We start from the raw sequence: 25,632 nt of genomic DNA, 5'->3' as shown, positions 1-25,632 counted from the left end.
GGACGATCCCCCCGTCATTCGTCCTCCGCGCGGGACCGGCCCGGGTCGGCCATGGGGCGGCCGGAGTGGGTACCGGGGTCGTCGACGCGACGGCCGGTGCCCGGGTCGGCGACCTGGTCGCCCAGCGGTTCGGTGCCCCGGCCGGCCAGCGCCTCCCGGGTCCGCTCCGGCAGCTGGCCGGGCGCGGACCGCGTGAGGATGGGCGGCACCCGCCGGCCGGTGCGGATGTCCGAAGCGCTGCGCGCGGGGGTGTGGGTGTGGAAGAGGTAGAAGGACACCACCGTCATGATGACGCCGAACAGCAGCCCCATCAGGCAGCCCTTGAGGATGCTGGAGCCGGTGATGTGGTAGCCGTAGCCCATCGCCGCTCCGAACACCGCCCCGTACATCAGGGCCTTGAGTTCGTTCATCACGGCGTGCTGCACGGCGGCGACGGCGAAGCAGAGCACCATCACGATCCCCGCCGCCACCAGTCCCTGCATCTGGGACTGGAACAGGTCGGTGCCGTGGTTGTACTCCACCCAGCCCACCCACGAGCCGTAGCAGAGTCCCAGTACCACCGGCATCACCGTGGCCAGCGAGGCGTGCGCGGACAGCCGGCGGTGCCGCGACGGAGCGGTGATGTGCGCGTTCATGGCAGGCCCCTTCCGCCTGGAATCCCCCGCTCCCCAGGGCACACCCGCCCGACCGGGACGGCAAATCGATCAGCGGGCCGAGCAACCGTGCACGGATGGGCCACGTCCTGGGGGGTAGGAAGGCAGCCGCGGACGACGTGGTCCGCGGTGCAGGGGTCCGGGCCCCGGATGTGACGGCCGTCTCAGGGGCCCCGGGAGCCGGCCCGCTCGAAGACGCCACCGGACGGGCTTTCCCACCGGGCCTGACCTGCGCGTCCGAGGCTCCGCGAGGATGCCGTGACCCTGTGTGGCGGGACAGGGTACTGCATGATCGCGAAAACGGGTGGATGACTGGGGAATTCTGTCCTGATTCCAGTCGTTGTTTCCATCGGACGGGGCACCCGAAAAGACGTTCCGGAGCTTCGTTCACTGTCCCCCGACCGACTCATCGCAAGGGAGCACCACGCATGGCAACCCGTGCCGTCGCCCGTCGTCAGACCAGCAGCACCACCGGTGCTGACGGGGGCAGCAGTGTTCGCGCCGCAGGCGGGGAGATCGCCGACCGCGACCTGGTCGGCATGTACCTGGACGAGATCGCCCGCACCCCGCTGCTCGACGCGGCGAGGGAAGTCGAGTTGTCGCAGACCATCGAGGCCGGGGTGTACGCCCAGCAGATCCTCGACGATGCGATCGACGAGGAAGCGGGTGCCGAACCGGAGGCCGGTGGCGACGCCACCCGTGCGGAGCTGGAGACGATAGCCGCCGAAGGCGCCCGGGCGAAGGACGTCTTCATCCGGTCCAACCTGCGTCTGGTGGTGGCGGTCGCCCGCAGGTACCCGCGCAGCGGGCTGCCGCTGCTGGACCTGATCCAGGAGGGCAACGCGGGCCTGGTGCGCGCGGTGGAGAAGTTCGACTACACCAAGGGCTTCAAGTTCTCCACCTACGCCACGTGGTGGATCCGGCAGGCCATCACCCGCTCGATCGCCGACCAGTCGCGCACCATCCGGCTGCCCGTGCACCTGGTCGAGGAGCTGGGCCGGATCCGCCGGGTGCAGCGCGAGTTCAACCGGGAGAACGGCCGCGAGCCCGAGCACACCGAGATCGCCGCCGAACTGGGCACCAGCCCGGAGCGTGTCGCGGACGTGCTCGACTGGGCGCGCGACCCGGTCAGCCTGAACATGTCGGTCGACGACGAGGGCGAGACGCAGTTCGGCGACCTGCTGGAGGACACCTCCGCGATCTCGCCGGAGCAGTCGGTGCTGTCCCTGCTCCGCAGCGAGGAACTGGAAGATCTCATCGGGCGTCTCGACGAACGCACCGCGTCGATCATCAAGGCGCGTTACGGTATCAATGACGGCCGTGAGCGCACGCTGACCGAGGTCGGCAAGGAGCACGGCCTGACCCGGGAGCGGATCCGGCAGATCGAGAAGCACGCTCTCCTGGAGCTGAAGAAGATGGCGCGCGACACCGGCTTCGATGCCGCCGCCTGATCCGGGCGGTCCGCCCGGACCCCAGAACGAGCCCCGGCGCATCTCCCCCCCCCAGCGCCGGGGCTCTCTCCTTCCTCCTTCCGGTCTCCCGCACGCCCTGCCGATGACGGCAGGGCGTGCCCGGACCGGGCCGCGGACGCCGGACGGTCAGACGGCGAAGCCGCCGTCGACCGCGATCGACGCACCGCTGATGTAGTCACCGGCGGGCCCCGCGAGATGGGCGACGGTCGCCGCGACCTCGGAGGGCCGCCCGTAGCGCCCGAGCGCGGTGAGGCCGGCCTGCATCTCGGCGCTCTCCCCGTCGGCCGGGTTCATGTCGGTGTCGATCGGCCCCGGGTGGACCAGGTTGACGGTGATGCCGTTCGGCCCCAGCTCACGGGCGAGGGCCTTGGTCATGCCGGTCATCGCGCTCTTGCTCATCGCGTAGAGGCTGCCGCCGGGGAAGGCGACACGCTCGGCCATGCAGCTGCCGATGCTGATGATCCGCCCGCCCTCGCGCAGATGCGCGACCGCGGCCTGAGCCGCCAGGTACGGGGCCCGGACGTTGACGGCCAGGACCCGGTCGACGTCCGCCGAGGAGATGTCGGCTATCGGCCCGAGCACACCGGCGCCCGCGTTGTTGACCAGGATGTCCAGCCGGCCGAACTCGGCGGCGGCCTCGTCCACGGCGGCCCGAACCGCCGTGGCCTCGGCGCTGTCCGCGCGCACCGCCAGCGCACGGCGGCCCAGACCCTTGATGCGATCGACGATCTCCTGCGCCGCCCGCTCGCCGCTCTGGAAGGTCAGGGCCACGTCGGCGCCGTCCTCGGCGAGCCGGAGGGCCACCGCCGCGCCGATGCCGCGGCTGCCTCCGGTCACCAGAGCCGCCTTGCCCTCCAGTGGTGCTGTCATGATTGCGCTCCCCAATGGTCGTGAATGTGGTGAATGGCCGTTGTGCCGGCAGGCCACGGTCATGGCCATCGGCTTCCGGACGCCGGGCGGCTGTTTCCCGTGGAACGGCACCGCCGGGGCGGCGCCGAGGACACGACATGATCCTCATCCGTCACGGGCGGAGAGTCCGGCGGCATTCGGACGTCGATCTGGACACCGGCACGGGCGCGGGCACGGGCGCGGGCGCGGGCACGGGCACGGGCACGGGCGCGGGTGCGGGTGCGTCCTCGGGCATGGGTGCGGGCGCGGGTGGTGGGAGCGCGCTGCCGCGCCAGGGCCGGGGGGACGGCGCCGGTGGGCGGCCGGCCGGCGGTGGAGGGCCGGCCGCCGCCCAGGGGCAGCGACGCCCCCGTCCCGGGTCAGCGACGTCCGCCGTCCCGGCCCCCCGTCCCGGCCGCTGCGTCCGCCGGCCCGTACAACTCGCGGTACGCGGGGAACACCCCGCCCGGGCCGTCGACCCCCTCGGCGCGGAGCACCGCGTCCAGCACCGCGCGGGTGATCACGTCCGCGCCGGCCGCGAGCACCTCGTTCACGGCCACCACCTCCCCGTCCCACGGGGTGAACGGGCCGACGGGCTCCCCGGCCCCCTCCGGAAGCAACGGCCGGGCACCCGTCGACAGGGCGAAGACGGTGTCCCCGTCGGTGAGCAGATGCACCGGCCGCACCGCCCGGGCCAGCCCGTCATGTGCCGTACCCGCCAGCTTCTGCGCCTGCGCACGGCTGAGCACGGCGTCGGTGGCGACCACGGCCAGCGTGGTGTTGAGCGGCGGCCGTACCGACGCCGCCGAGCGGGCTCCCGACGCCTCCCGCGCCGCGGCCAGCCTGCGCATCGCCTCCGTATGGGCGGCGTGACCGGGCCGGTACGCGCGCTCCTGGTCGCCGAGGCCGCCCTCCGGCCGGTGGGCCAGTCCGTACAGGACGCCCGTCGCCGGGTCGAAGACCGACCCCGCCGCGTTGACCGCGACGAGCGCGGCCACCGTGACGCCGGACGGCAGGACCACGCTCGCCGAGCCGATACCGCCCTTGAGGCCACCCGCCACGGCGCCGGTGCCCGCGCCGACGTTGCCCCGGGCGAATGAGGCGCCGGCCCCCGAACGGAGCGCGGCCTCGGCGGCGGCCCGGCCCAGTGCCGCGTCCGGGCGGTTCCGCCAGTCGCCGCCCCGCCCGAGGTCGAAGAGCGCGGCGCCGGGAACCACCGGCACCACCTGGGACGGATCCGGCCCGACCCGGAAGCCGCGCCCCCGCTCCTCCAGCGAGGCGACGACCCCGCCGACGGCGTCCAGACCGAAGGCGCTGCCTCCGGTCAGCACCACGGCGTCGATCCGCTGCACCAGATTCCGTGGATCCAGCGCGTCGGTCTCCCGGGTTCCCGGCCCGCCGCCCCGGACGTCCACCGCCGCGACCGCCCCGCCCTCCGCCAGTACCACGGTGGTGCCGGTCAGCCAGCCGTCGCCGGTCCGCTGCGCATGGCCGACGCGCAGTCCCGCCACATCGGTCAGCGCGTCCCCGGGACCAGGGGCGGCAGCGCCGCCCGCCGCCGGGGCCGGGCCGGCCGGCGCTGCCGCGGGGCCCGGGACGTCCGGGACGTCCGGGGCGGACGGCGGGCCGTCGGGACGGGCACCGGCGGGCTTTCCGTGCCCGGTGGAGTCGCGGGCGGCGGCCCCCTCGTGCCCGGCGGGGCCGGGGGCCGGGCGGTCGGACGAGGCGGGTGACGCCGGGTCGGCTGCATCCATGGGGTCCATGGGACCCATGGGTAGCACGGCCGGGTGCGACGCGACCGGGGGTGTGCCGGGTCGGGAGAGACGGACGCCGCCGGGCGCGCCCGGAGCCCGCACCACTGGATGCCGGCCGGGGACGCCCGGGCGGGGCGGCGGACCCGGGCGGTGCACGGGCCCCCGGGCGTCGCGCCGGACCTGCGCCGGTGAGGCGGGTTGGTGCGCGCACTCCCTGGCCGCCTGGCCGACTCGCGCCGGATGAGGCGGCCGGGTGCGGCGGGTTGGTGCGCGGCCCTGAGCGCCGGGCCGATCCGCGCCGTGCGGGGTGGGGTGCCGCGCGGCCCGCGGATACGCCCGTGCGGGGTGGGTGCCGCGCGGTCCCGCGGGTGCGTCCGGGCGGGGTTGGGGTGGTGCGCGGCCCCCGGGACGCCGGGCCGATCGGCGCCGGGTGAGGTGGGGGCGCGGCCCCCAGGGCGCCGGGCGGCTCGTCCCGGCGGCCGGTCAGAAGGACGGCTCGGCGGGACGGTTCTGGCGGGCGGTGATGGTGACTCCCGCGACGACGGTGGCCGCGCAGACCACCCCGGCGAGCAGGACCGCGGAGTGGCCGGCCCAGGTGCACCCCAGCACCAGCGCCGCCGATACCGGAAGGGTGAGCTGGCCTACCCCGTGTTTGTAGTGGCGGGCGTGCAGCAGCCACACCGTGATCAGGAAGAGAGCGCTCGGCACGGTGACGGCGGCGGCCGCCGCAGCGGTGGAGACATGCGCCTTGCCGATCGCCTGCTCCACGGCCACCTCGATGCCCGCCCCGATGGCGGCGGCCGAGCCGAAGACCAGGTAGTGACCGTAGCCCCACAGGAATCCCTCCCGGTTGGACGCGAGATGTTCGTGGATGGGCACCGCGAAGTAGATCCACCACGCCGCGAAGACGATCAGCAGCCCGCCGCCCGCGATCAGCAGCAGGTCGCCCAGGGCGTGGGACTCGTCCACCGCGGACTGCACCGCCACGGTCGCGGCGGCGATGGTCTCGCCGAGCACGATGATGGTGAACAGCCCGTACCGCTCCGCGATGTGGTGCGGATGCCAGGTGGTCCGGTACGCGCGCTCCGCCCAGACCGGGACGGCCATCTCCAGCAGAGCCATCACCAGGAACAGCCAGGGCCGCCCCTCCTCGGGCAGGAACAGCAGGCCCAGCCAGCCGACCTGGCACAGCGCCACTCCGGTCGCGTACCGCACCGCGGTGCCGCGTTCCGCGCCGGTGGAGCAGCGGGCGGCTCGCAGCCACTGGAAGACCAGGGCCGTCCGCATCACCAGATAGCCGAACCAGACCACGGCGAAGTCATGGTGCTCGACGGCCCGCGGCACCCCCGCGGCCAGGATCAGCACGCCCGCGATCTGCACCAGGGTCACCACCCGGTACGGCACGTCGTCGATGTCGTAGGCGGAGGCGAACCAGGAGAAGTTCATCCACGCCCACCACACCGCGAAGAAGACCATCGCGTAGTCGGCGATGCCGCGGCCCGGGTGCCCCTCGGCCACCGCGTGCACCAGCTGCGCTCCCGCCTGGGCCACGGCCACCACGAAGCACAGGTCGAAGAAGAGCTCCAGCGGGGTGGCGGAGCGATGGCGCTCGGCGCGGTCGCGTGCGGTCATCCGGCGGAGCGGAGCGGCGGGCCGGGCGTGGCCGGCGCCGAGGGCGTGATCGTCGCTCATGGGTCGGCCGCTCCCGGTCCGGGGCACGTGCCGGGCGGTGGGCCGCCTGTCCGGGAGCGCGGGCCGCCGTCTCCGTGCCGCTTCGAGTAATAGGTCTCCTTTGCTGGAAATGATCGGTTATGGGCTGACCGGGCGCGACGTATATCAGACGTTGAGTGGATGTTGATGTCCGCGCGACATGCTCATCGGCATGTCGACCGACCCCGCCCGAAAGAGGATCACCGTGGCCCGAACCACTCGGACGGAACAGCTGTCGGCGCTCGGTAGCACCTCGCGCGTGGCGCTTCGCTGGATCAGCGAGCCGGACCGCACCGAGGAGCTGACGCACGGGGAGCTGCTGGACCAGGCGGCTCGCGCGGCGGAGGCCCTGACCCGGCTCGGTGTGCGGGCCGGGGACCGGGTGGCGGTGCATCTGCCGCTCGTCCCCGAGTCCGTGGTCGTGACCCTCGCCTGCGGCCGGATCGACGCCGTGCGCTGCAGCCTCCCGGTGGGGCTGCGGGCGGACCAGCTCCGCGCACGGCTGAGGGAGTTGGGCGCCTCGGTGCTGATCACGGCCGACGGCGACCAGCGGGCCGGCGAGACCCGCTCGCTCAAGCCGGTGGTGGACCGGGCCCTGGCGGGCTGCTCCGAGGTGCGGAACGTCCTGGTCGTGCACCGGGTCGCCCGGCCGGTGTCGTGGACGCCGGGACGTGATCTGTGGTGGCACGAGGCGCTGCGTCCGGGCACTGACCGGCAGGCGCGCCCGTGGGCCTCTCATCTGACGCGGGGCCCGGCGCTGGTGGCCCTTCCCGGTCAGGCGGCCGTGGAGGATTCCGCGGGACGCCGTAGCCTGGAGGTATGAGTACCGCCCCCGCTTCTGGACCGCGCGATCCGTCGACCGCGCTGATCTTCGACGATCCGCTCGCGCAGCAGTCGTCGGACGATACGGACCACGGGTGGGGTGAGCGGGCCCCCGGCGGCGCCGATGGCGCCGCCGACCTCGCTCGCTTCCTGGACGAGAAGCCGCCCCACCACCTGTAGCGGCACCTGTGGTGGCCGGTGCACCGGCGCCTGCGGTGGCCGGGCGGGCCGGTCAGACCCTCGCCCCGGCCCCGGAGCCGGGATCCGGCACGGGCCCTGAACCGGCGGAAACGGTGCCGGAGCCACCGCCCCGCTCGGCGACGAGCGCATCGCGGATCTCGCGCAGCAACGCGATCTCGGCGGCCTCCGCCTCCTCCTCCTGCGCCTCCTTGGCCGCCTTCCGCGCCAGATAGCGGGACATGGGCAGGACCATGAGGAAGTACACCACCGCGGCGGTGATCAGGAACGTCAGCACCGCGCTGAGCACCGAACCCCACAGGATCGGCACCCCGCTGACCACGTCGCCCGCTTCGTTCGTCCGGCACGGCCCCTTGAGGCAGGAGCGGTACTTCTCCAGATCCTTGGTGCCGAAGGCTCCGACCAGGGGGTTGATCACGCCCTTCACCACGCTGTTCACCACAGACGTGAAGGCGGCGCCGATCACGACCGCGACGGCCAGGTCGATCACGTTGCCCCGCATCAGGAAGGCCTTGAAGCCCTCCAGGACGCTCTTCTTCTCCTCGGTCAAACCCCTGCCTCTTTCTCTCCGTACGCCGGTCGACGGAACGGTTCATTCCGCAACCACATGCAGGGTAGAGGCGCGTGGAGCGCACCCGCAGCCGGTTCCGGGGAAGCGAAAATGACGATTCGATGATGTGACCGGGAGGAAAGTGAAGGATCGGCGGAAGGCGGCGGAAACCCGCAGTCAAGGCGTGAAGGGGGTCAGCGGGGCGCCTGAGCGGATGGAGGCGCGGGAGCGGGTGAGGCCGGAGGCTCAGCACAGCGTGACCGCCAGCCGGGAGGTGACGGAGGCGCCGGCCAGCGCGGTGGCGGTCGACCGCTCCACCGCCAGCACCACGAGCGCTCCCTCCGGATCCCCGTGAGCGGCCGCGGCCGGTGGCTCGGGCACCTTCGCGACCCGGGCGCTCCGGGCGACGACGCGCACGGCCGCCGGGCCGCCGCCCGCCTCCGGCGCCGCCAGCACGTCGACACGGTCCCCGGGGCGGAGCAGCCGGACCGTCGCGGCATCGGCGATCCGGACCGGCGCGGAGACCGGTGCGGAGACCGGTGCGGCGGGCCGCTGCCCGGGCGGCGCCACCGCCCCGGGGCGCGCACCTGCCTCCGGGGCCGGCCCGGTCGCCCCGCCGTCCTGCGCCGCCGAGCGGGGCAGGGCGGCGACCACCGCGGCGGCGGCCAGCGCGAGCCCGGCCGCCACCGGCCGGCGCCGTCTCCGTAACACGCGGCCCCATCGGTGGCGGTGCCGGCCCGCCACGCGCACCGGTGGGAAGACCGGGACCTCGCCGACGGGCGGAGCCGGGCGAGCCGGGTCCGGATGCCCCGTTCCTCCCGACGGGTGCGGCCCCGGGCTGACCCCGTGGCCGGGCCGCACGCCTCCACCGTTGCCCGGGGCGGGGCCGTGGAACGGGAGATCCGCCGGTGCAAAGGGAACGAGGGAGGGAGCGGGGGAGGGCGCCGGGGAGGGAGCGGCCGGCGGGAAGGCGGCCGGCACGGAAGCCTCCGGCGGGATCGGCTCCGGGGCGGAAGCGGCGGGGTCCGGGTGCGGCTCCGGGGCGGAAGCGGCGAAGGCCGGGACCGGTGCGGAAGCGGAGGGGGCGGAGGGGGCCGGGCGCGAGGAGAAGGGGAACGGGGGAGGGGTGGAAGGCATGGCGCACCGCCAGTCGTGAAGGGCCGGAGCCCGGTGATGGGTCCCCTTCACGATGCCCCGGACCGCGCGATCCCGCTGCGGCCTGTGCATGACCGGCCGGTTGTGGAAAACCGCGCCACCCGGTGGGGTGGCGCGGCGCTCCCGGGAAGGGTCAGGGCAGATCGATGCCGAGGTCCCAGCCGTCGTGCGCCGTGGTGCACAGGCAGTCCCGCCCCCGGGTGTCCGGGAGTTCCCGGACCGCGTCGAAGAGCACCTCGCGCAGCCGTCCGACGTTCTCCGAGAAGACCCGCATGACCTCCGTGTGGGAGACGCCCTCGCCGGCCTCGGTACCCGCGTCCAGGTCCGTGACCAGTGCGATCGAGGTGTAGCAGAGCTCCAGCTCGCGGGCGAGCACCGCCTCCGGGTGGCCCGTCATACCGATCACCGACCAGCCCTGCCCGGCGTGCCACCTCGATTCCGCCCGGGTCGAGAAGCGCGGCCCCTCGATGACCACCATGGTCCCGCCGTCCACCGGTTCCCAGTCCCGTCCGCGGGCCGCCGCCACCGCTGCCTTGCGGCCGGTGGGGCAGTACGGGTCGGCGAAGGTCACGTGCACCACGTTCGGGGTCCGGCCGTCCGCCAGCGGCTCGCCGTCGAAGTAGGTCTGGGCGCGGGACTTCGTGCGGTCCACCAGCTGGTCCGGGACGAGCAGGGTGCCCGGGCCGTACTCCGGGCGGAGCCCGCCGACCGCGCACGGGCCGAGGACCTGCCGCACGCCGAGCGACCGGAGGGCCCACAGGTTGGCGCGGTAGTTGATGCGGTGCGGCGGCAGGTGGTGCTTCCGGCCGTGCCGGGGCAGGAAGGCGACCCGGCGCCCGGCGACCTCACCGAGGAAGAGCGAGTCGCTCGGCGGGCCGTAGGGAGTATCGACCGTGATCTCGGTCACGTCGTCCAGGAACGAGTAGAAGCCGGAACCGCCGATGACGCCTATGTCCGCTTGTGCGTTGCTCGTCTCAGCCATGACTGTCACCCTAGCGGCCGCGTCCTGGGCCCGTGTCCCGTCCTCGGATGCACATCGGCCCCCGTCCTCGCGCGGTGCGCGAGCCGGGGGCCGGGTGAGTGCTGGGGTCAGGCGGCGGACGAAGCGCTGCCGGACGAGGTGGAGCTGGAGGACGAGGAAGACGCCGACGAAGACGACGACGAAGACGACGAGGACGTCGTCGAGGAGGACGACGAACCGCTGTCGCTCTTGGCGGCCGCGGGCTTGGCCGGGCTGCTGCTGGACGACGAGCCACGGCTGTCGTTCCGGTAGAAGCCGGATCCCTTGAAGACGATGCCGACCGCGGAGAACACCTTCTTCAGGCGTCCCTTGCAGCTGGGGCACTCGGTCAGCGCCTCGTCGGTGAACTTCTGCACCGCCTCAAGGCCCTCGCCACATGCGGTGCACTGGTACTGATAGGTCGGCACTTGCTCCTCCTGGCACTCTCACTCGATGAGTGCTAACGACGCTCCATAGTGCAGTATTCCGGCCTGTCAGTCCACCGGGACGGTCACACGGTGACGGACTCCACGCGCGGCCACCCGCCCGGGTCCGGCCGGGGCCAGTCGTCCGCGCAGGGCCAGCAGTGTCAGCATCGCCAGGCCGGTGCCCGCCAGCGGGACCAGGAACCCGGTGCTCGCTCCGAACCCGTCCGCCAGCCGGCCCGCGGCCGTCGCGGCGGCCGCCTGGCCCAGCGCCACCGCGCCGGTGAGCCAGGTGAACGCCTCCGTCCGGGCACCCGCCGGGACCAGGGACTCCACCAGCGTGTAGCCGGTGATCAGGGCCGGAGCGATGCACAGACCCACCAGCAGGCCCAGTGCGCCGAGCAGCGCAGTGGAGTGCGCCAGCCACAGCGGGGCGGTGGCCAGGGTCAGCAGCGGGTAGGCGATCAGCAGTCGTTGCTGCGGGCTGCGCCGCCACATGATCGCGCCACTGGCGATGCCCGCCAGCATGTTGCCGGCGGCGAAGACGCCGTAGAGCACGCCGTTGATGCCCGGCTGCCCGATCTCCTCGGTGAACGCCGTCAGCGAGACCTGCATACCGCCGAAGACCGCGCCGATGCCGAGGAAGACGGCGATCAGCACCCGTACGCCCGGTACGGCCAGCGCCGAGCCGCCCCGGCCGGTCCCGGCGGCGCCGGACCCGGCCCGGGCGTCGCGCTGCGGCCGCGGCTGGGTGGCTCGCCGGGTGGCGAACAGCAGACCCCCGACCACGGTCAGGGTGGCCTCGGCGACCAGTCCGGCCGCCGGGTGCACCCCGGTGCACAGGGCGGTGGCCAGTACCGGTCCGACCACGAAGGTGAACTCGTCGGTCACCGACTCGAACGCCGCCGCGGTCGGCATCAGCGGCGATCCCTCCAGCCGGGAGGCCCACCGGGCCCGCACCATGGGGCCGATCTGCGGCACCGAGGCACCGGCGGGCACCGCCGCCAGGCACAGCGCCCACAGCGGGGCGTGCAGCAGGGCGAGCGTCATCAGCAGGGTGATCGCGGCGGCGTGCACCAGCACCCCGGGCACCAGCACGGCGGCCTGCCCGAAGCGGTCGGCGAGCTTGCCGGACTGCGGGGCGCAGAGCGCCATGGCGACACCGGCCGTCGCGGACACGGCGCCGGCCGTGCCGAACGATCCCGTGGTGTGCTCGACCAGCAGCACGATGCCGATGGTGAGCATGGCGAACGGCTGGCGGGCCAGGAAGCCGGGGAGTACGAAGCCCCACGCGCCGCGGGTGCGCAGCAGCTGCCGGTAGCCGGGGCGGGTGGCGGGGCCGGCGGCGCCGGTGGCCTTGGGGTCGGCGGTGTCCCGCGGGGTGGTGTCCCGGCGGTCGGCCGACCCGCCGGAGGCGGTGCCGGACGAGGGGGAGGGGCCGGTTCCGGACCCCTGGTGACCGGGGGTGCGGCCGTTGCCGAAGTCGTGCTGGGTGACCGTGGGTGCCACGGCCGGGCCTTTCCGCCGTCTGGTAGCGCACTCGTCAGGGATCTCCACCGGAGCGCGCCGAGAGCTGTCCTCTCGCGCGGGACCGTGGTAGATGCCGGACCGGCCGCCCGGGAACGGGGGCCGCGGCCGCCGTGCGGTCGCGCCAGCTCTGCATCAGACAGAGATGGGTTGGTTATTGCCCGGATATGTTACCTGGTGGCCCGGCATCGATCGGGCGCGTACCTGGTGCGTACCTGCGGAAGCGGCCCGCGAGGCCCCCGGGAGCCGGCCCCCGGAAGGGCCCGGGGGCCGATCCCGGGCTGCCCGGGAGGCCGCCCCGGGGAGACCCGGGGGGCCGCCCCGGAAGGACCGGAAGTCCCCGGGCGGCCCCCGTGATCACCCGGTCCGGCCGCCGCCACCGTCCTCGGCGCGGCCGGGGCCGTCATGGCCGCCGCGCGCCCCGGCGCCCAGCCAGCCGGCCAGTTTGCCGCCCCTGGCGACGGCCCGGAGCCGGGACTCCGCCGCGTCCCGCACCGGGTCGGTGGTGACGACGAGCAGCTCGTCGCCGCGCCGCAGCGCGGTGGACGGCAGCGGCACGAAGCTGGTGCCGTCCCGGACCACCAGGGTGACCGCCGCCCCCGCGGGCAGCCGGAGCTCGCTCACCTCCACGCCGTGCATCCGCGACCCGGCCGGGATGGACACGGACAGCAGATGCCCGCGCAGCCGCTCCAGCGGCGCGGACTCGATGCCCAGGTCCGAGGCGGCTTCGGAGTCGCCGAGCCGCAGCCGCTTCGCCAGCCACGGCAGCGTCGGCCCCTGCACCAGGGTGTAGACGATCACCAGCACGAAGACCACGTTGAAGATCCGCCGGCTGTCCGGCACCTCGCTCACCATCGGGATGGTGGCGAGGACGATCGGCACCGCGCCGCGGAGTCCGGCCCACGACAGCAGCGCCTGCTCGCGCCACGGCACCCGGAACGGCGCCATGCTCACCACCACCGACGCGGGGCGGGCCACCACGGTCAGCACCAGTCCGATGAGCAGTGCGGGCACGATGTCGTCGCCCAGCTCGTGCGGGGTGACCAGCAGGCCGAGCAGGACGAACATGCCGATCTGGGCGATCCAGCCCAGCCCCTCGGCGAACCCCCGGGTGGCCGGCCAGTGCGGCAGCCTGGCGTTGCCCATGACCAGCGCGGCCAGGTAGACGGCGAGGAAGCCGGAGCCGTGGGCCAGCGCCCCGGCCGCGTAGGCCACCACCGCGATGGCCATCACCGCGATCGGGTAGAGGCCGGACGCGGGCAGCGCCACGTGCCGCAGCCCGTACGAGCCCAGCAGGCCCACGGCGAGGCCCAGCGCCGCACCGATGGCCAGCTCCAGGGCGATCTTGCCGAGCAGCAGGTACCAGTGCTCGACGTGGCCGTGCGTGGACAGGGCGACCACCAGGATCACCACGGGGGCGTCGTTGAAGCCCGACTCGGCCTCCAGCGCGCCGTTGAGCCGGGACGGCAGCGGCACCTTCCGCAGGACGGAGAAGACCGCCGCCGCGTCGGTGGACGACACCACCGCGCCGATGATCAACGCCTGTTTCCACTGGAGTCCCACCAGGTAGTGCGCACCGGCCGCGGTGACCCCCACGCTCACCGCGACGCCGAGCGTGGCGAGCGTCGCGGCCAGCGGCAAGGCCGGTTTGATTTCTCGCCATTTGGTGCCCAGGCCGCCTTCGGCCAGGATCACGACCAGCGCGGCGTAGCCGATGACCTGGGTCAGCTGGGCGTCGTCGAAGGTGACGCCGATGCCGTCCTGGCCTATCGCCACGCCGATGCCCAGGTAGATGAGCAGCGTCGGGAGCCCGCTGCGCGTCGAGACGCGTACCGCTGCCACGGCGATCAGCAGCACGAGCGAGCAGATCAGCAGGAGTTCGTTGAGGTGGTGGACAGTCAGGGGCCGGACCTTTCTCGCGTGCACTGGGGTTTCTTCGCGGGCTGTCACGGGTCTGTCGCGGCGCTTGCGGGTTCTCGCGGGTGCCGGCCGGAACGTTCCTCTCGTGACCTGTGCTGTTTCTCCTGTTCGTTCGGACTTCGTCCGGAACGGGCGTTCCTTCCGGTTGTCCGGAACTCACTCCCGAAAGTTCATTGCCTTGCCTAACATTTTACGGGTTCTTGACGCGGTCCCGCCGCGCGCCGGACCCGTCCCGTCCGTCAGGAAAGACACCGCGTAAGGGCGGCCCGGCCGCTGCGCCTATGGTTGCTCCAGCACTCCAGGACCACCCTGCCCTCGAAGGACAGCGATGCCCGCCAACCAAAACGGCCCTTCTCGGAAGAAGAAGGGCCGACGTGCCCGCCTGATCGTGATCGCAGTCGTGCTGCTGCTCGTGGCGGGCGTCGGATACGGCACCTACTGGAGCGTCAGCACGGTGCGCGCCTCGTTCCCCGAGACCACCGGCTCCCTGCAGCTCAAGGGACTCTCCGGTCCGGTCCAGGTGAAGCGTGACGGCTACGGCATCCCGCAGATCTACGCCGACACCCCCGAGGACCTGTTCCGCGCCCAGGGCTACGTGCAGGCGCAGGACCGCTTCTGGGAAATGGACGTCCGCCGCCACATGACGGCGGGCCGCCTCTCCGAGATGTTCGGCAAGGACCAGGTGGAGACGGACGCCTTCCTGCGCACCCTGGGCTGGCGGCACGTGGCACAGCAGGAGTACGACAAGAAGCTGTCGCCGCAGACGAAGAAGTACCTCCAGGCCTACTCCGACGGCGTCAACGCGTACCTCAAGGACCATCAGGGCAAGGAGCTCTCGGTCGAGTACGCGGCGCTGGACTTCGTGAACGACTACGAGCCGGAGAAGTGGACCCCGGTGGACTCGGTCGCCTGGCTCAAGGCCATGGCGTGGGACCTGCGCGGCAACATGCAGGACGAGATCGACCGCGCGCTCTCCTCCGGCCGACTCAGCCAGAAGCAGATCAAGGAGCTGTACCCGCCCTACCCGTACGAGCGGAACAAGCCGATCGTGGACGGGGGCTCGGTCGACCCGATCACCGAGGAGTTCGACCCGGACGGCACCGCCCCCGCCTCCGGCGGCGAGACCGAGACCGGCGGCGGCCTCCAGGGCACCCCTGGCACCACGACCCCTGGCACCACGACGCCGGGCACGGGCGCCGGTACTCCCGAGGGCGCGGCGCAGGGGCTGCAGAGCCAGCTCACCTCGCTCTCCGGCACGGTGGAGGACATCCCGGCGCTGCTCGGCCCGAACGGCTCCGGCATCGGCTCCAACTCGTGGGTGGTCTCCGGCAAGTACACCACCACCGGCAAGCCGCTGCTCGCCAACGACCCGCACCTGGCGCCGCAGCTGCCCTCGGTCTGGTACCAGATGGGGCTGCACTGCAACCGGGTCGACGCCGCCTGCCCGTACGACGTGGCCGGCTACACCTTCTCCGGTATGCCCGGCGTGATAATCGGCCACAACGCCAAGATCGCCTGGGGTATGACCAACCTCGGCGCCGACGTCTCCGACCTCTACCTGGAGAAGGTCACCGCCGACAGCTACCTGTACGACGGCAAGCAGGAACCGTTCGTCACCCGCAAGGAGACCATCGAGGTCGCGGGCGACAAGGACCGCACGATCACCGTCCGGAGCACCAGGAACGGCCCGCTGATCTCCGACCGCGACGACGCGCTCGACGACGAGCTGGACGAGGTCGGCGAGAACGCGCCGGTCGGCAGTGTCGCCCCGGACCGCGGCGACGGCTACGCGGTCTCCCTGCGCTGGACCGCGCTGACCCCGTCCAACAGCATGGACGCGGTCTTCGAGCTCAACGCGGCGCAGGACTTCGACGAGTTCCGGGAGGCGGCCGCCGACTTCGCCGTCCCCTCGCAGAACCTGATCTACGCCGACACCGAGGGCACCATCGGCTACCAGGCCCCGGGCCGCATCCCGGTCCGCGGCAAGGGCGACGGCCGCTACCCGGCGCCCGGCTGGGACCCGGCCTACCAGTGGGAGAAGTACATCCCGCAGTCCGCGCTGCCGTGGGAGAAGAACCCCGCGCGCGGCTACATCGTCACCGCCAACCAGGCCGTGGTGGACGACAAGTACCGCTACCGGCTCACCGACGACTGGGGCTACGGCGCCCGCAGCCAGCGGATCAACGACCTCATCGAGTCGAAGATCAAGGACGGCGGGAAGATCTCGACCGACGACATGCGGAACATGCAGATGGACAACAGCAGCGAGATCGCCGAGCTGCTGACCCCCTACCTGCTCAAGATCGACATCAAGGACGACTACGTCCGCGAGGCCCAGCAGCTGCTGGAGGGCTGGGACTACACCCAGGACGCCGACTCCGCCGCGGCCGCCTACTTCAACGCCGTCTGGCGGAACACCCTGATGCTCGCCTTCGGCAACAAGCTGCCCAAGGAGCTGCGGGTGGAGGGCCAGTGCCTGCGGGTGCGCCCGGCCGACGACTCGGGCCCGGTCGAGGACCTGGACGGCAACACCCGCACGGTGCGCGAGTGCGGCGAGCGCGACGAGTCCGCGGCCCAGCCGGACGGCGGCGACCGCTGGTTCGAGGTGGTGCGCAACATCCTCGACGAGCCCAAGAACAACTGGTGGAAGACGTCCGGCACCTCCACCGACCCGGGCGCCACCAACCGCGACGAGCTGCTGGCCAAGGCGATGAAGGAGGCCCGCTACGAGCTCACCGCCAAGCTGGGCAAGGACATCGACAGCTGGAGCTGGGGCCGGCTGCACCGGCTGACGCTGAAGAACCAGACCCTCGGCAAGGAGGGGCCCGGCTACGTGCAGTGGCTGCTCAACCGGGGGCCGTGGAACCTGAGCGGCGGTGAGGCCGCGGTGAACGCCACCGGCTGGAACGCGGCCGGCGGCTACGAGGTCTCCTGGGTGCCGTCGATGCGGATGGTGGTCAACCTCCAGGACCTGGACAAGTCCCGCTGGATCAACCTCACCGGGGCGTCCGGCCACGCCTTCCACGACCACTACACCGACCAGACGGACAAGTGGGCCAAGGGCGAGCTGCTGCCGTGGGCGTTCAGCGAGCGGGCGGTGGACAAGGCCACCGAGGACGAGCTGGCGCTGACGCCGTGAGCACGGCACCGCGCGGAAGCCGCGGCCCGGCCCGGGGACGGTCCCGGGCCGCGGCCCGCGCCGCCGGCTGAGCCCCGGCGCGAGCGTGCCCCCGCAGTTCCCCGGCCCCGCCGGGCCGTACCTTCGCGGTACGGCCCGGCGGGGCCGCGCGGTATCCGGACCGGGCGGGGCGCCGCGGCCGAGCGCCGCCCGGCGGCCCGGCCCGGGTGCCGGCGCGCGCCGCCCGCCGCGGGCTTCCGGCGGCCCGGCGCGGAGGGGCCGGGCCGCCGGAAGCCCGGCGCCGGCTCTCCGGCCGGGGCCGGGGAGGTCAGCCGGGCGCCGGGAAGCGGTGCACCCCGGAGGGCGTCACCGCCGCCCGCACCGGCCGGTCGTGCGCCTCGCCCGGCACCCGGTCCAGCAGCTCGTCGTCGTAGACCAGCACCACCAGGGCGGGTGCGGCGCCGGCGGCGTCCAGCCGGGCCAGCACCCGGTCGTAACTGCCGCCGCCGCGGCCCAGCCGCAGCCCCTGGCGGTCCACCGCGAGCCCGGGCAGCAGCACGGTGTCCGCCGACAGCACCGCGTCCGGGCCGAGCCGGTCGCCGGTGGGCTCCAGCAGGCCGCGGGCGGCGCGCGCCAGGCCCCCGGCGCCGGTGTAGTGCGCCCAGTCCAGGTCGTTGTCCGGCAGCAGCACCGGGAGCAGCACCCGGACGCCCCGGTCCCGCAGCGCGTCCAGCAGCGGCCGGGTGCCCGGTTCCCGGCCCACCGAGACGTACGCCGCGACCGTGCGGGCCGCGGCCAGCTCCGGGAGCCCGAGCGCCCGACGGGCCAGGGCCGCCCCGGCAGCCGTGACGTCATCTGCTGTCAACCCGGCCCTCACCGAGAGGAGACGTTTCCGCAATACGCCCTTACTAGCGTCGGGATTGATCATCGAGGCGTACATATCCCTTGTCTCATGTCACATTCACTGAACCCGCATCATTCGGTCAAAGCCACCCGATAAGGTTCAGGACATGACTCAATCGCGTACTCGGATCAGCAAGGCTGTCATCCCCGCGGCGGGACTCGGAACCCGCTTCCTCCCGGCGACGAAGGCCACTCCCAAGGAGATGCTGCCGGTCGTCGACAAGCCTGCGATCCAGTACGTCGTGGAAGAGGCCGTCACCGCCGGACTCTCCGACGTCCTCATGATCACGGGGCGCAACAAGCGCCCCCTGGAGGACCACTTCGACCGCAACTACGAGCTCGAGGAGCTTCTCACCCGCAAGGGCGACGAGGCCCGGCTCGCCCGCGTCCAGGAGTCCAGCGACCTCGCCACCATGCACTATGTCCGCCAGGGCGACCCGCGGGGGCTCGGCCACGCCGTGCTCTGCGCCGCCCCGCACGTCGGCGACCAGCCGTTCGCGGTGCTGCTCGGCGACGACCTGATCGACGCCCGCGACCCGCTGCTCTCCCGGATGGTCGAGGTGCAGGAGCAGTACGGCGGCAGCGTCATCGCCCTCATGGAGGTCGACCCCGCGCAGATCCACCTCTACGGCTGCGCGGCCGTCAAGCCGACCTTCGACGACGGCGTGGTCCAGGTGAGCGGGCTGATCGAGAAGCCGGAGCCCGCCGACGCCCCCAGCAACTACGCGGTGATCGGCCGCTACGTGCTGGACCCCTCCGTCTTCGGCGTGCTCCGGGAGACCCGGCCCGGCCGCGGCGGCGAGATCCAGCTGACCGACGCCCTCCAGGCGCTGGCCAGCGACCCCGACCTCGGCGGCCCGGTGCACGGCGTCATCTTCAAGGGCCGCCGGTACGACACCGGGGACCGTGGCGACTATCTGCGTGCCATTGTGAGACTCGCGTGCGAACGTGAAGACCTGGGACCGGACTTCCGGGCCTGGCTTCGGAGTTACGTCGACGAGGAGATGTAGCACTTTGAGCAGCACCGCAGCGAAGGCCGCCGACCACGGCCCGGGCGCCTCCCACCGCCCGGGCCGGGACCACGGAGCGCCCGGCGGCCACGGATCCGGCGGATCCGGCGGGTCCGGGCGCGGCACCCGGGACCGCCTCTGGTCGGTGGCCGACCACCTCGACGACATCCTCGGGAAGATCCGCCCGCTGGAACCGATCGAGCTGCGGCTGCTCGAAGCCCAGGGCTGCGTGCTCGTCGAGGACGTCACCGTCCCGGTGGCGCTGCCGCCCTTCGACAACAGCTCCATGGACGGCTACGCGGTCCGCACGGCGGACGTCGCGGGCGCGAGCGGGAAGTCCCCCGTGACGCTGACCGTGATCGGGGACGTCGCGGCGGGCAGCGGTGAGCTGCCCGAGGTGGGCCCCGGCGAGGCCGCCCGCATCATGACCGGCGCCCCGCTCCCGCCCGGCGCGGAGGCCGTGGTGCCGGTGGAATGGACCGACGGCGGCACCGGCCGGGGCCCGGCCACCGGGATGCGCGCGCACAGCGCCGCCCCCGAGGGCGCCACCGGTGAGGTCCGGGTCCACCGCCCCGCCGCGGCCCGCCAGCACGTGCGCGCCCGGGGCAGCGACGTCACCGCCGGGGAGCTCGCGCTGCGCGCCGGCACCGTGCTCGGACCGCCGCAGATCGGGCTGCTGGCCGCCATCGGCCGGGCCACGGTGGCGGTGCGGCCGCGCCCCCGGGTGGTGGTCATGTCGACCGGCAGCGAACTGGTCCAGCCCGGCGAGCCGCTCGCCCCCGGCCGCATCCACGACTCCAACAGCTTCCAGCTCACCGCCGCCGCCCGGGACGCGGGTGCCATCGCCTACCGGGCGGGCGCGGTCGCGGACGACGCGGCCACGTTCCGCTCCGCCGTCGAGGACCAGCTGATCCGCGCCGACGCCATCGTCACCAGCGGCGGGGTCAGCGTCGGGGCCTACGACGTGGTGAAGGAGGCGCTGGGCGGCGACGTGGAGTTCCGCAGGGTCGCGATGCAGCCCGGCAAGCCGCAGGGCTTCGGCCGGATCGGCCCGGACCGGGTCCCGCTGCTGGCGCTCCCGGGGAACCCGGTCAGCTCCTACGTCTCCTTCGAGCTGTTCGTCCGCCCGGTGATCCGCACCCTGATGGGCCTGCCGGACGTGCACCGCACCACCCGGCGGGCGGTGTGCGCCGAGGCCGTCGGCTCCTCGCCCGAGGGGCGGCGGCAGTTCCTGCGCGGCCGGTACGAGCCCGCGGGCCCCGGCGAGCCGGGCACCGTCACCCCGGTGGGCGGCGCCGGGTCCCATCTGGTGGGGGCGCTGGCCCGCGCCAACGCACTGATCGTCGTGGACGAGGCCACCACCGAGGTCGCCGCCGGCACCGAGGTGGACGTGGTCCTGCTCACCTAGCCCGGGCCGGTCCCGCCGCCACCCCCGACGGGGCTCCGCCCCCACCATCGCCCTGGACTGCGGGTACGGTGTCGTCCCACAAGGAGCCACGTGGCCCGACCGGGAGAACGATGAGCAGCGCCCAGGACCATCTCACCCACCTCGACCAGGCCGGCGCGGCGCGGATGGTCGACGTGTCCGCCAAGGACGTCACCGAACGCACCGCCCGCGCCAGCGGCCGTGTGCTGGTCTCGCCCCGCGTGGTGGAGCTGCTGCGCGGCGAGGGGGTGCCCAAGGGGGACGCCCTCGCCACCGCCCGGATCGCCGGGATCATGGGGGCCAAGCGCACACCGGAGCTGATCCCGCTCTGCCACCCGCTGGCCGTCTCCGGGGTCACGGTGGACCTGACCGTCGCCGACGACGCGGTGGAGATCCTCGCCACCGTGAAGACCACCGACCGCACCGGGGTGGAGATGGAGGCGCTGACCGCCGTCGGCGTGGCCGCCCTGACCGTGATCGACATGGTGAAGGCCGTCGACAAGGGGGCCGTGATCACCGACGTGCGGGTCGAGGAGAAGACCGGCGGGAAGTCCGGCGACTGGAGCCGGGCGTGACCCGGGACGCGCGGCCACCCGCCACACCGGCCCCGGCGCCCGGCACACCGGCGCCCGGCACCGGGGCCCGGACGGCACCGGACCCGGGCGCCCGCCCGGACGCGGCCCGGTCCGCGCCGGTCTACCGCGCGCTGGTGGTGACGGCCTCGAACCGGGCCTCCGCCGGGGTGTACGCGGACCGCGGCGGCCCGCTGATCGCCGAGGGCCTGGCCGCGCTCGGCTTCGCGGTCGACGGCCCCCGGGTGGTCCCGGACGGGGACCCGGTGGAGGCGGCCCTGCGGGAGGCCGTGTCGGCGGGGTACGACACCGTCGTCACCACCGGTGGCACCGGCCTCTCGCCCACCGACCGCACGCCCGAGGCCACCCGGCGGGTCATCGCCTACGAGGTCCCCGGCATCGCGGAGGCCATCCGGGCCGAGGGTCTCGCCAAGGTGCCCACCGCCGCCCTCTCCCGCGGGCTGGCCGGGGTGGCCGGGACCACCCTGATCGTCAACCTGCCCGGGTCGACGGGCGGGGTCCGGGACGGGCTGGCCGTCCTGGGCCGGCTGCTCGTCCACGCCGTGGACCAGATCCGCGGCGGTGACCACCCCAGACCCGGGGGTCCCCGAGGGAGCCACAGCTGAACGCCTCCTGGCCGGTGGAACTGACGGACGGCGACACGGTCCTCCGCCCGATAAAGCTGCGCGACCAGCGGGCGTGGCGCGAGGTGAACCAGCGCAACCGCGAATGGCTGCGCCCGTGGGAGGCGACCGTGCCCCCGGTCGTGCCGGGCGGCCCGGTCATCCACCGGCCCACCTACCGCCAGATGGTCCGCCATCTGCGGGCCGAGGCGCACGCCGGGCGGATGCTGCCGTTCGTCATCGAATACCGGGGGCGGCTGGCCGGACAGCTGACCGTCGCCGGGATCACCTGGGGGTCGATGTGCTCGGGGCACATCGGCTACTGGGTGGACCAGGCGGTGGCCGGCCGGGGAGTGATGCCGACCGCCGTGGCGCTCACCGTGGACCACTGCTTCCGCCGGGTGGGGCTGCACCGCATCGAGGTGTGCATCCGGCCGGAGAACGGGCCGAGCCGGCGGGTGGTGGAGAAACTCGGGTTCCGGGAAGAGGGCCTGCGGCCGCGCTACCTCCATATCGACGGCGCCTGGCGGGACCATCTCGTCTACGCGCTGACGGTGGAGGAGGTCCCGGAGGGGATGGTCGCCCGCTGGCACCGGCTGCGACCGGGGGCTTCGCAGAAATAAAATACGTGTTCGATATCGGGCACCAATTGAACACAGTTGCCGACTGCTCATCTCAACAATCACAAAAAATGTTCGAGATATCAGCCAGATCGTGCGACACACCGCGCCAATTGGCCGATTGCCTCACGGAAACCCCTCTACCGTGTGAGCGTGAGCAGCAGTGGCCTCATCTACGCAGTCATCGTCGGGGCCTGGGCCGCCTACTTGGTGCCCATGTGGCTCCGTAGGCAGGACGAGCTCAACGAGGCCCGTCCGACGGAGCGCTTCAGCACCGCCATCCGGCTTCTGTCCGGCCGGGCGGGCATGGAGCGCCGTTACGCCAAGGACCTGGAGGCACGCACCGCCGACGACGCGGACCTCCCCGACGACGACGGGACGGACCCCGCGGACCACGAGCGGGGTGTGACCGACCCGGACGCCGTGACCGACCTGGTCGACGTCCGGGCCTTCGTCGAACCCGCCGACCCGGTCCTCGCGCCGGGCGGCACCAGGATCGACCCCGCCGGGCCGGGCCGCCCGGGCCCCGGTCCGGTCGACCGCGCCGCCCCGGCCCCACCCCTGGTGCCCTCGCTCCTGGAGCGCAGCCGGCGCGCCAAGGTGCTCGCCCGCCGCCGCCGGACCACGGTCGTGCTCTTCCTGGCCTTCACCACCGGCGCGGTGTTCGCCGCGGTCGGCGGTGTCGCCTTCCTGTGGGCCCCCGGCGTCCCCGCCGTGCTGCTCAGCGCGTACATCGTCCATCTGCGCGCCCAGGAGCGCCGGCGCTTCGCCTTCACCATGGACCAGCGCCGCGCCGAACTCGCCGCCCAGCAGCTGCGGGAGCGCGCCCTGCGCCCCCGGCCGGCCGCGCAGGGGGTGGCCGGCGACCCGCCGGGCCCGGCCGCCGCCCGCGCCGACCACGGCCGGGGCGGTCGTGAACACGCCACCGGAGGCCGCCGCGCCGACTACGCCGCCCGGGAGGGCGAGGGCCACCCGGTATCCGCCGAGCGCCCCGCGCCCCCGCCGGAGCGCGCCGAGCGTCCGGAGCGCCCCGGCCGCGACCCGCGGGGAGACCGCGCCCCGCGCGCGGACCACCCCGGCCCGGCGCCGCGCGCCGAGCGCCCCGACCACCGTCCCCCGGCTCATGGCAGCCCGGCCCACGGCACTCCGGCCCATCGGCCCCCGGCGCACCGCGCGCCCGATCGCCGGGCCGCCGCGGAGCGTGCCCAGGCCCCGGCACAGCCCGGCCCGGCCCAGCGGGACCGGCAGCCGGGCCGTCGCGAGGCCGCGCCCCCGGCGCAGGCGGCCGCCGCGGCGCACGCCGCCGACCGCCGCGCGCTCGTCGAGCAGACGGACCACGCGGAGTGGGTGGACCAGCAGCGTGACCGGGGCCCTGCGGCAGGGGAGAGCTGGGAGCCGGTCCCGGTACCGCTGCCCACCTATGTGACCGCGCCGGTCGCGCCGCGGGCCGCCGGCAACGTCGACCTGGACGCCGCCGACGCCTGGAGCTCGGCCCGGTCCAGTGCCGCCGGGCCCGCCGCCGAGCAGCAGGCCGCGCCCGCCCAGGAGCCGGCCCGTCCGGCGCGGCCGGCCGCCCCGGCCCGCCGCCCCCGGGAGCGCGGCCGTACCCCGCTCTTCGACCAGTACGCCGACGAGGACCGGCCGCGCGCCGCCAACGAGTGAGGCCGCTCCACTGACCAGGGGCGGAACGGATTTCCAAGCACCCGGATGAGGATGCTAGAGTTTCACTCGTTGCAAGGGCCTGTGGCGCAGTCCGGTAGCGCACCTCGTTCGCATCGAGGGGGCCAGGGGTTCAAATCCCCTCAGGTCCACCGCAACGACTGTTCCGAGTCCGCTCGGAGTGGTTGGGAAGATCCCGTCCGATCTCACTGATCGGGCGGGATCTTCGCGTTTCCGGGAGCGGCTGCGGACCGGGGCCCGGGAGAGGGGCCGTCCTGGCCCCAGGCGCCCGCCCTCCACCGTGTTCCGGTCACCGGCCGTCCGTCGCGCCGCCGTCCGGCCCGGGATGCCGCGGCGGCCCGGGGGTCCGGTGGCGCACGGCTCGGGGTAAGGTTGCGGTCCCCGCAGTTGACGGACCGAGGAGGTGAGAGCAATTACCGCTGTGTCAGGTCGGGTGCTCCCTCCCCGAATTGGTGCGGTCCCCAGGGCATAGGTGACCGCGGGAGCCCCATCGGCATCCTGAAAGGCTCCCATGTCGGTTCTTCCTTCCCGTTCCTTCCCTTCGCCCGCTCCCGCTCCCTCGCTCTCTCCCGCTCTCCCGAGCCCCCCCTCGCCCGATCCCTCTCCATCCGCCGTCATCTCCCGGCTGCGCGCGGCAGGTTGCGTCTTCGCCGAGGACGAGGCGCGGCTGCTGACGGCGCAGGCGGGCACGCCCGCCGAACTCGACGCGATGGTGGCGCGGCGGGTGTCCGGTCTGCCACTGGAACAGGTCGTCGGCTGGGCCGAGTTCTGCGGGTTGCGGATCGCGGTGGAGCCGGGTGTCTTCGTACCCCGGCGCCGCACCGAGTTCCTGGCCCGGCAGGCGGTGGAGCTGGCGCGGCGGGCCGCGGCGGGCGCCGTGCTGGTCGATCTGTGCTGCGGTACCGGCGCGGTCGGCGCGGTGCTGGCGGCGGAGGTGGCGGCGGCCGAGCTGTACGCCGCCGACATCGACGCCGCGGCGGTGCGGTGCGCCCGCCGCAACATCGCCACGAGCGGCCGGGTCTACCGGGGCGATCTCTACGAGCCGCTGCCCGCCGCGCTGCGCGGCCGGGTGGCGGTGCTGGTCGCCAACGCGCCCTACGTCCCCTCCGAGGAGATAGGGCTGCTGCCGCCGGAGGCGCGGGACCATGAGCCGCGGGTGGCGCTGGACGGCGGGGCGGACGGTCTGGAGGTGCAGCGGCGGGTGACCGCGGAGGCGCCGTCGTGGCTGGCCCCGGGGGGCAGCCTGCTGATCGAGACGAGTGAGCGGCAGGCTGCCCGTACGGCCGAGGCGTTCGCCCGCAGCGGGCTGGTCCCGCGGGTGGTGGGTTGCGAGGAGCTGTACGCCACCGTGGTCATCGGGACCAGGCCGGCCGACCGGGCCGGGCCGGCGGGCGGCTGACCTTCCGCGGGGGCGGCGGACCGGCGGACCGCCGTCCCCGGCTCGCCGGCCCCCGCCCGGCGGGGCCGCTGCACCGCTGAACGGCGTGGCCGCTGTGTGCCGGGCCGCTGTGTGGTGGTTCGCCGGGCCGCGGCCCGGGCCCGCGGCCGATCCGGCGGACCGGACGTGGTGCCCAGGGCCGGCGGCCCGGCAGCGGCGGCCCGGGCC

22 protein-coding genes and 1 tRNA gene are annotated in these 25,632 nt (G+C 74.0%); 12 read left to right on the top strand and 11 right to left on the bottom strand.

Going from position 1 to position 25,632, the window contains the following annotated elements:
- Positions 1 to 14: 14 nt before the first annotated feature.
- Positions 15 to 635: a hypothetical protein gene (locus ACH4B3_RS04030; protein WP_398461134.1), complete on the bottom strand. Its 621-nt coding sequence runs from the start codon at positions 633 to 635 to the stop codon at positions 15 to 17.
- A gap of 446 nt (positions 636 to 1,081) precedes the next feature.
- Here ACH4B3_RS04030 and ACH4B3_RS04025 point away from each other — a divergent pair, with 446 nt between their 5' ends.
- Entirely contained in the window at positions 1,082 to 2,104 is a 1,023-nt protein-coding gene (locus ACH4B3_RS04025) for an RNA polymerase sigma factor RpoD/SigA (protein ID WP_398461133.1), read from the top strand.
- Positions 2,105 to 2,251: 147 nt separating this feature from the next.
- Here the strand turns inward: ACH4B3_RS04025 and ACH4B3_RS04020 are convergent, their stop codons facing one another.
- The 3 genes from ACH4B3_RS04020 to ACH4B3_RS04010 all read right to left on the bottom strand — a co-directional run bounded on the left by ACH4B3_RS04020 (position 2,252) and on the right by ACH4B3_RS04010 (position 6,459).
- Positions 2,252 to 2,995 (bottom strand): 3-oxoacyl-ACP reductase family protein, encoded by a 744-nt coding sequence (locus ACH4B3_RS04020; protein ID WP_398461132.1) that lies wholly within the window; start codon positions 2,993 to 2,995, stop codon positions 2,252 to 2,254.
- Between the two features lie 398 nt (positions 2,996 to 3,393).
- Positions 3,394 to 4,767: a P1 family peptidase gene (locus ACH4B3_RS04015; protein ID WP_398461131.1), complete on the bottom strand. Its 1,374-nt coding sequence runs from the start codon at positions 4,765 to 4,767 to the stop codon at positions 3,394 to 3,396.
- 483 nt (positions 4,768 to 5,250) lie between these two features.
- Positions 5,251 to 6,459 (bottom strand): low temperature requirement protein A, encoded by a 1,209-nt coding sequence (locus ACH4B3_RS04010; protein ID WP_398461130.1) that lies wholly within the window; start codon positions 6,457 to 6,459, stop codon positions 5,251 to 5,253.
- A gap of 223 nt (positions 6,460 to 6,682) precedes the next feature.
- On the opposite strand from ACH4B3_RS04010, the gene ACH4B3_RS04005 reads away from it, so the two are divergent.
- Positions 6,683 to 7,300 (top strand): AMP-binding protein, encoded by a 618-nt coding sequence (locus tag ACH4B3_RS04005; protein WP_398461129.1) that lies wholly within the window; start codon positions 6,683 to 6,685, stop codon positions 7,298 to 7,300.
- Complete coding sequence (locus tag ACH4B3_RS04000) at positions 7,297 to 7,479, top strand: hypothetical protein (RefSeq protein ID WP_398461128.1); 183 nt, start codon at positions 7,297 to 7,299, stop codon at positions 7,477 to 7,479. The genes ACH4B3_RS04005 and ACH4B3_RS04000 overlap by 4 nt, the downstream gene beginning before the upstream one ends.
- Before the next feature lie 52 nt (positions 7,480 to 7,531).
- Here ACH4B3_RS04000 and mscL read toward each other — a convergent pair whose 3' ends face one another.
- From mscL to ACH4B3_RS03970, 6 genes are all read right to left on the bottom strand, one after another.
- Complete coding sequence (gene mscL / locus ACH4B3_RS03995; protein WP_398461127.1) at positions 7,532 to 8,047, bottom strand: large conductance mechanosensitive channel protein MscL; 516 nt, start codon at positions 8,045 to 8,047, stop codon at positions 7,532 to 7,534.
- Between the two features lie 246 nt (positions 8,048 to 8,293).
- Entirely contained in the window at positions 8,294 to 8,734 is a 441-nt protein-coding gene (locus tag ACH4B3_RS03990; RefSeq protein WP_398461126.1) for an RcpC/CpaB family pilus assembly protein, read from the bottom strand.
- A 601-nt stretch (positions 8,735 to 9,335) separates the two neighbouring features.
- Entirely contained in the window at positions 9,336 to 10,184 is an 849-nt protein-coding gene (locus ACH4B3_RS03985; protein WP_398461125.1) for an S-methyl-5'-thioadenosine phosphorylase, read from the bottom strand.
- A 107-nt stretch (positions 10,185 to 10,291) separates the two neighbouring features.
- Positions 10,292 to 10,630 carry an FmdB family zinc ribbon protein gene (locus ACH4B3_RS03980; protein ID WP_398461124.1) on the bottom strand — a complete coding sequence of 113 codons (339 nt, stop codon included), beginning with the start codon at positions 10,628 to 10,630 and terminating at the stop codon, positions 10,292 to 10,294.
- A gap of 66 nt (positions 10,631 to 10,696) precedes the next feature.
- Positions 10,697 to 11,938: an MFS transporter gene (locus ACH4B3_RS03975; protein WP_398461577.1), complete on the bottom strand. Its 1,242-nt coding sequence runs from the start codon at positions 11,936 to 11,938 to the stop codon at positions 10,697 to 10,699.
- A 573-nt stretch (positions 11,939 to 12,511) separates the two neighbouring features.
- Positions 12,512 to 14,080 carry a potassium/proton antiporter gene (locus ACH4B3_RS03970; protein WP_398461123.1) on the bottom strand — a complete coding sequence of 523 codons (1,569 nt, stop codon included), beginning with the start codon at positions 14,078 to 14,080 and terminating at the stop codon, positions 12,512 to 12,514.
- 322 nt (positions 14,081 to 14,402) lie between these two features.
- On the opposite strand from ACH4B3_RS03970, the gene ACH4B3_RS03965 reads away from it, so the two are divergent.
- Positions 14,403 to 17,213 (top strand): penicillin acylase family protein, encoded by a 2,811-nt coding sequence (locus ACH4B3_RS03965; RefSeq protein ID WP_398461122.1) that lies wholly within the window; start codon positions 14,403 to 14,405, stop codon positions 17,211 to 17,213.
- Positions 17,214 to 17,520: 307 nt separating this feature from the next.
- Here the strand turns inward: ACH4B3_RS03965 and ACH4B3_RS03960 are convergent, their stop codons facing one another.
- A complete protein-coding gene (locus tag ACH4B3_RS03960; protein WP_398461121.1) occupies positions 17,521 to 18,120 on the bottom strand; it encodes a 5-formyltetrahydrofolate cyclo-ligase in 600 nt (199 codons plus the stop codon).
- An 82-nt stretch (positions 18,121 to 18,202) separates the two neighbouring features.
- Between ACH4B3_RS03960 and galU the strand changes: the two genes are divergently transcribed.
- The 8 genes from galU (at position 18,203) to ACH4B3_RS03920 (ending at position 25,425) form a co-directional block, all read left to right on the top strand.
- Positions 18,203 to 19,105, top strand: coding sequence for a UTP--glucose-1-phosphate uridylyltransferase GalU (galU, locus tag ACH4B3_RS03955; RefSeq protein ID WP_398461120.1), 903 nt, complete (start codon positions 18,203 to 18,205; stop codon positions 19,103 to 19,105).
- A 4-nt stretch (positions 19,106 to 19,109) separates the two neighbouring features.
- Positions 19,110 to 20,513, top strand: a complete 1,404-nt coding sequence (gene glp, locus ACH4B3_RS03950) for a gephyrin-like molybdotransferase Glp (RefSeq protein WP_398461119.1) — start codon at positions 19,110 to 19,112, stop codon at positions 20,511 to 20,513.
- Between the two features lie 110 nt (positions 20,514 to 20,623).
- Positions 20,624 to 21,106 (top strand): cyclic pyranopterin monophosphate synthase MoaC, encoded by a 483-nt coding sequence (gene moaC, locus ACH4B3_RS03945; RefSeq protein WP_398461118.1) that lies wholly within the window; start codon positions 20,624 to 20,626, stop codon positions 21,104 to 21,106.
- A complete protein-coding gene (locus ACH4B3_RS03940; protein ID WP_398461117.1) occupies positions 21,103 to 21,729 on the top strand; it encodes a molybdenum cofactor biosynthesis protein B in 627 nt (208 codons plus the stop codon). The genes moaC and ACH4B3_RS03940 overlap by 4 nt, the downstream gene beginning before the upstream one ends.
- Positions 21,730 to 21,743: 14 nt before the next feature.
- Entirely contained in the window at positions 21,744 to 22,349 is a 606-nt protein-coding gene (locus tag ACH4B3_RS03935) for a GNAT family N-acetyltransferase (protein ID WP_398461116.1), read from the top strand.
- A gap of 150 nt (positions 22,350 to 22,499) precedes the next feature.
- On the top strand, positions 22,500 to 24,008 hold the full coding sequence (locus tag ACH4B3_RS03930) for a hypothetical protein (RefSeq protein ID WP_398461115.1): 1,509 nt from the start codon (positions 22,500 to 22,502) through the stop codon (positions 24,006 to 24,008).
- A gap of 75 nt (positions 24,009 to 24,083) precedes the next feature.
- Positions 24,084 to 24,157: transfer RNA gene (locus ACH4B3_RS03925), tRNA-Ala, on the top strand.
- A 380-nt stretch (positions 24,158 to 24,537) separates the two neighbouring features.
- Positions 24,538 to 25,425: a putative protein N(5)-glutamine methyltransferase gene (locus ACH4B3_RS03920; RefSeq protein WP_398461114.1), complete on the top strand. Its 888-nt coding sequence runs from the start codon at positions 24,538 to 24,540 to the stop codon at positions 25,423 to 25,425.
- Positions 25,426 to 25,632: the final 207 nt, after the last annotated feature.

It is taken from the genome of Streptomyces sp. NPDC018031 (genome assembly GCF_044327625.1).
In the GTDB taxonomy this organism is placed as follows: domain Bacteria; phylum Actinomycetota; class Actinomycetes; order Streptomycetales; family Streptomycetaceae; genus Streptomyces.
The sequence above is the reverse complement of the archived record's forward strand: the minus strand, read 5'-3'. Positions and strand labels throughout refer to the sequence as shown.

Bases quoted from the DNA above. Each gene is read 5' to 3' on its own strand.
- ACH4B3_RS04030 (WP_398461134.1), bottom strand. From the start codon at position 635: ATGAACGCGCACATCACCGCTCCGTCGCGGCACCGCCGGCTGTCCGCG.
- ACH4B3_RS04025 (WP_398461133.1), top strand. From the start codon at position 1,082: ATGGCAACCCGTGCCGTCGCCCGTCGTCAGACCAGCAGCACCACCGGT.
- ACH4B3_RS04020 (WP_398461132.1), bottom strand. From the start codon at position 2,995: ATGACAGCACCACTGGAGGGCAAGGCGGCTCTGGTGACCGGAGGCAGC.
- ACH4B3_RS04015 (WP_398461131.1), bottom strand. From the start codon at position 4,767: ATGGATGCAGCCGACCCGGCGTCACCCGCCTCGTCCGACCGCCCGGCC.
- ACH4B3_RS04010 (WP_398461130.1), bottom strand. From the start codon at position 6,459: ATGAGCGACGATCACGCCCTCGGCGCCGGCCACGCCCGGCCCGCCGCT.
- ACH4B3_RS04000 (WP_398461128.1), top strand. From the start codon at position 7,297: ATGAGTACCGCCCCCGCTTCTGGACCGCGCGATCCGTCGACCGCGCTG.
- ACH4B3_RS03985 (WP_398461125.1), bottom strand. From the start codon at position 10,184: ATGGCTGAGACGAGCAACGCACAAGCGGACATAGGCGTCATCGGCGGT.
- ACH4B3_RS03965 (WP_398461122.1), top strand. From the start codon at position 14,403: ATGCCCGCCAACCAAAACGGCCCTTCTCGGAAGAAGAAGGGCCGACGT.
- ACH4B3_RS03960 (WP_398461121.1), bottom strand. From the start codon at position 18,120: ATGATCAATCCCGACGCTAGTAAGGGCGTATTGCGGAAACGTCTCCTC.
- galU (WP_398461120.1), top strand. From the start codon at position 18,203: ATGACTCAATCGCGTACTCGGATCAGCAAGGCTGTCATCCCCGCGGCG.
- moaC (WP_398461118.1), top strand. From the start codon at position 20,624: ATGAGCAGCGCCCAGGACCATCTCACCCACCTCGACCAGGCCGGCGCG.
- ACH4B3_RS03920 (WP_398461114.1), top strand. From the start codon at position 24,538: ATGTCGGTTCTTCCTTCCCGTTCCTTCCCTTCGCCCGCTCCCGCTCCC.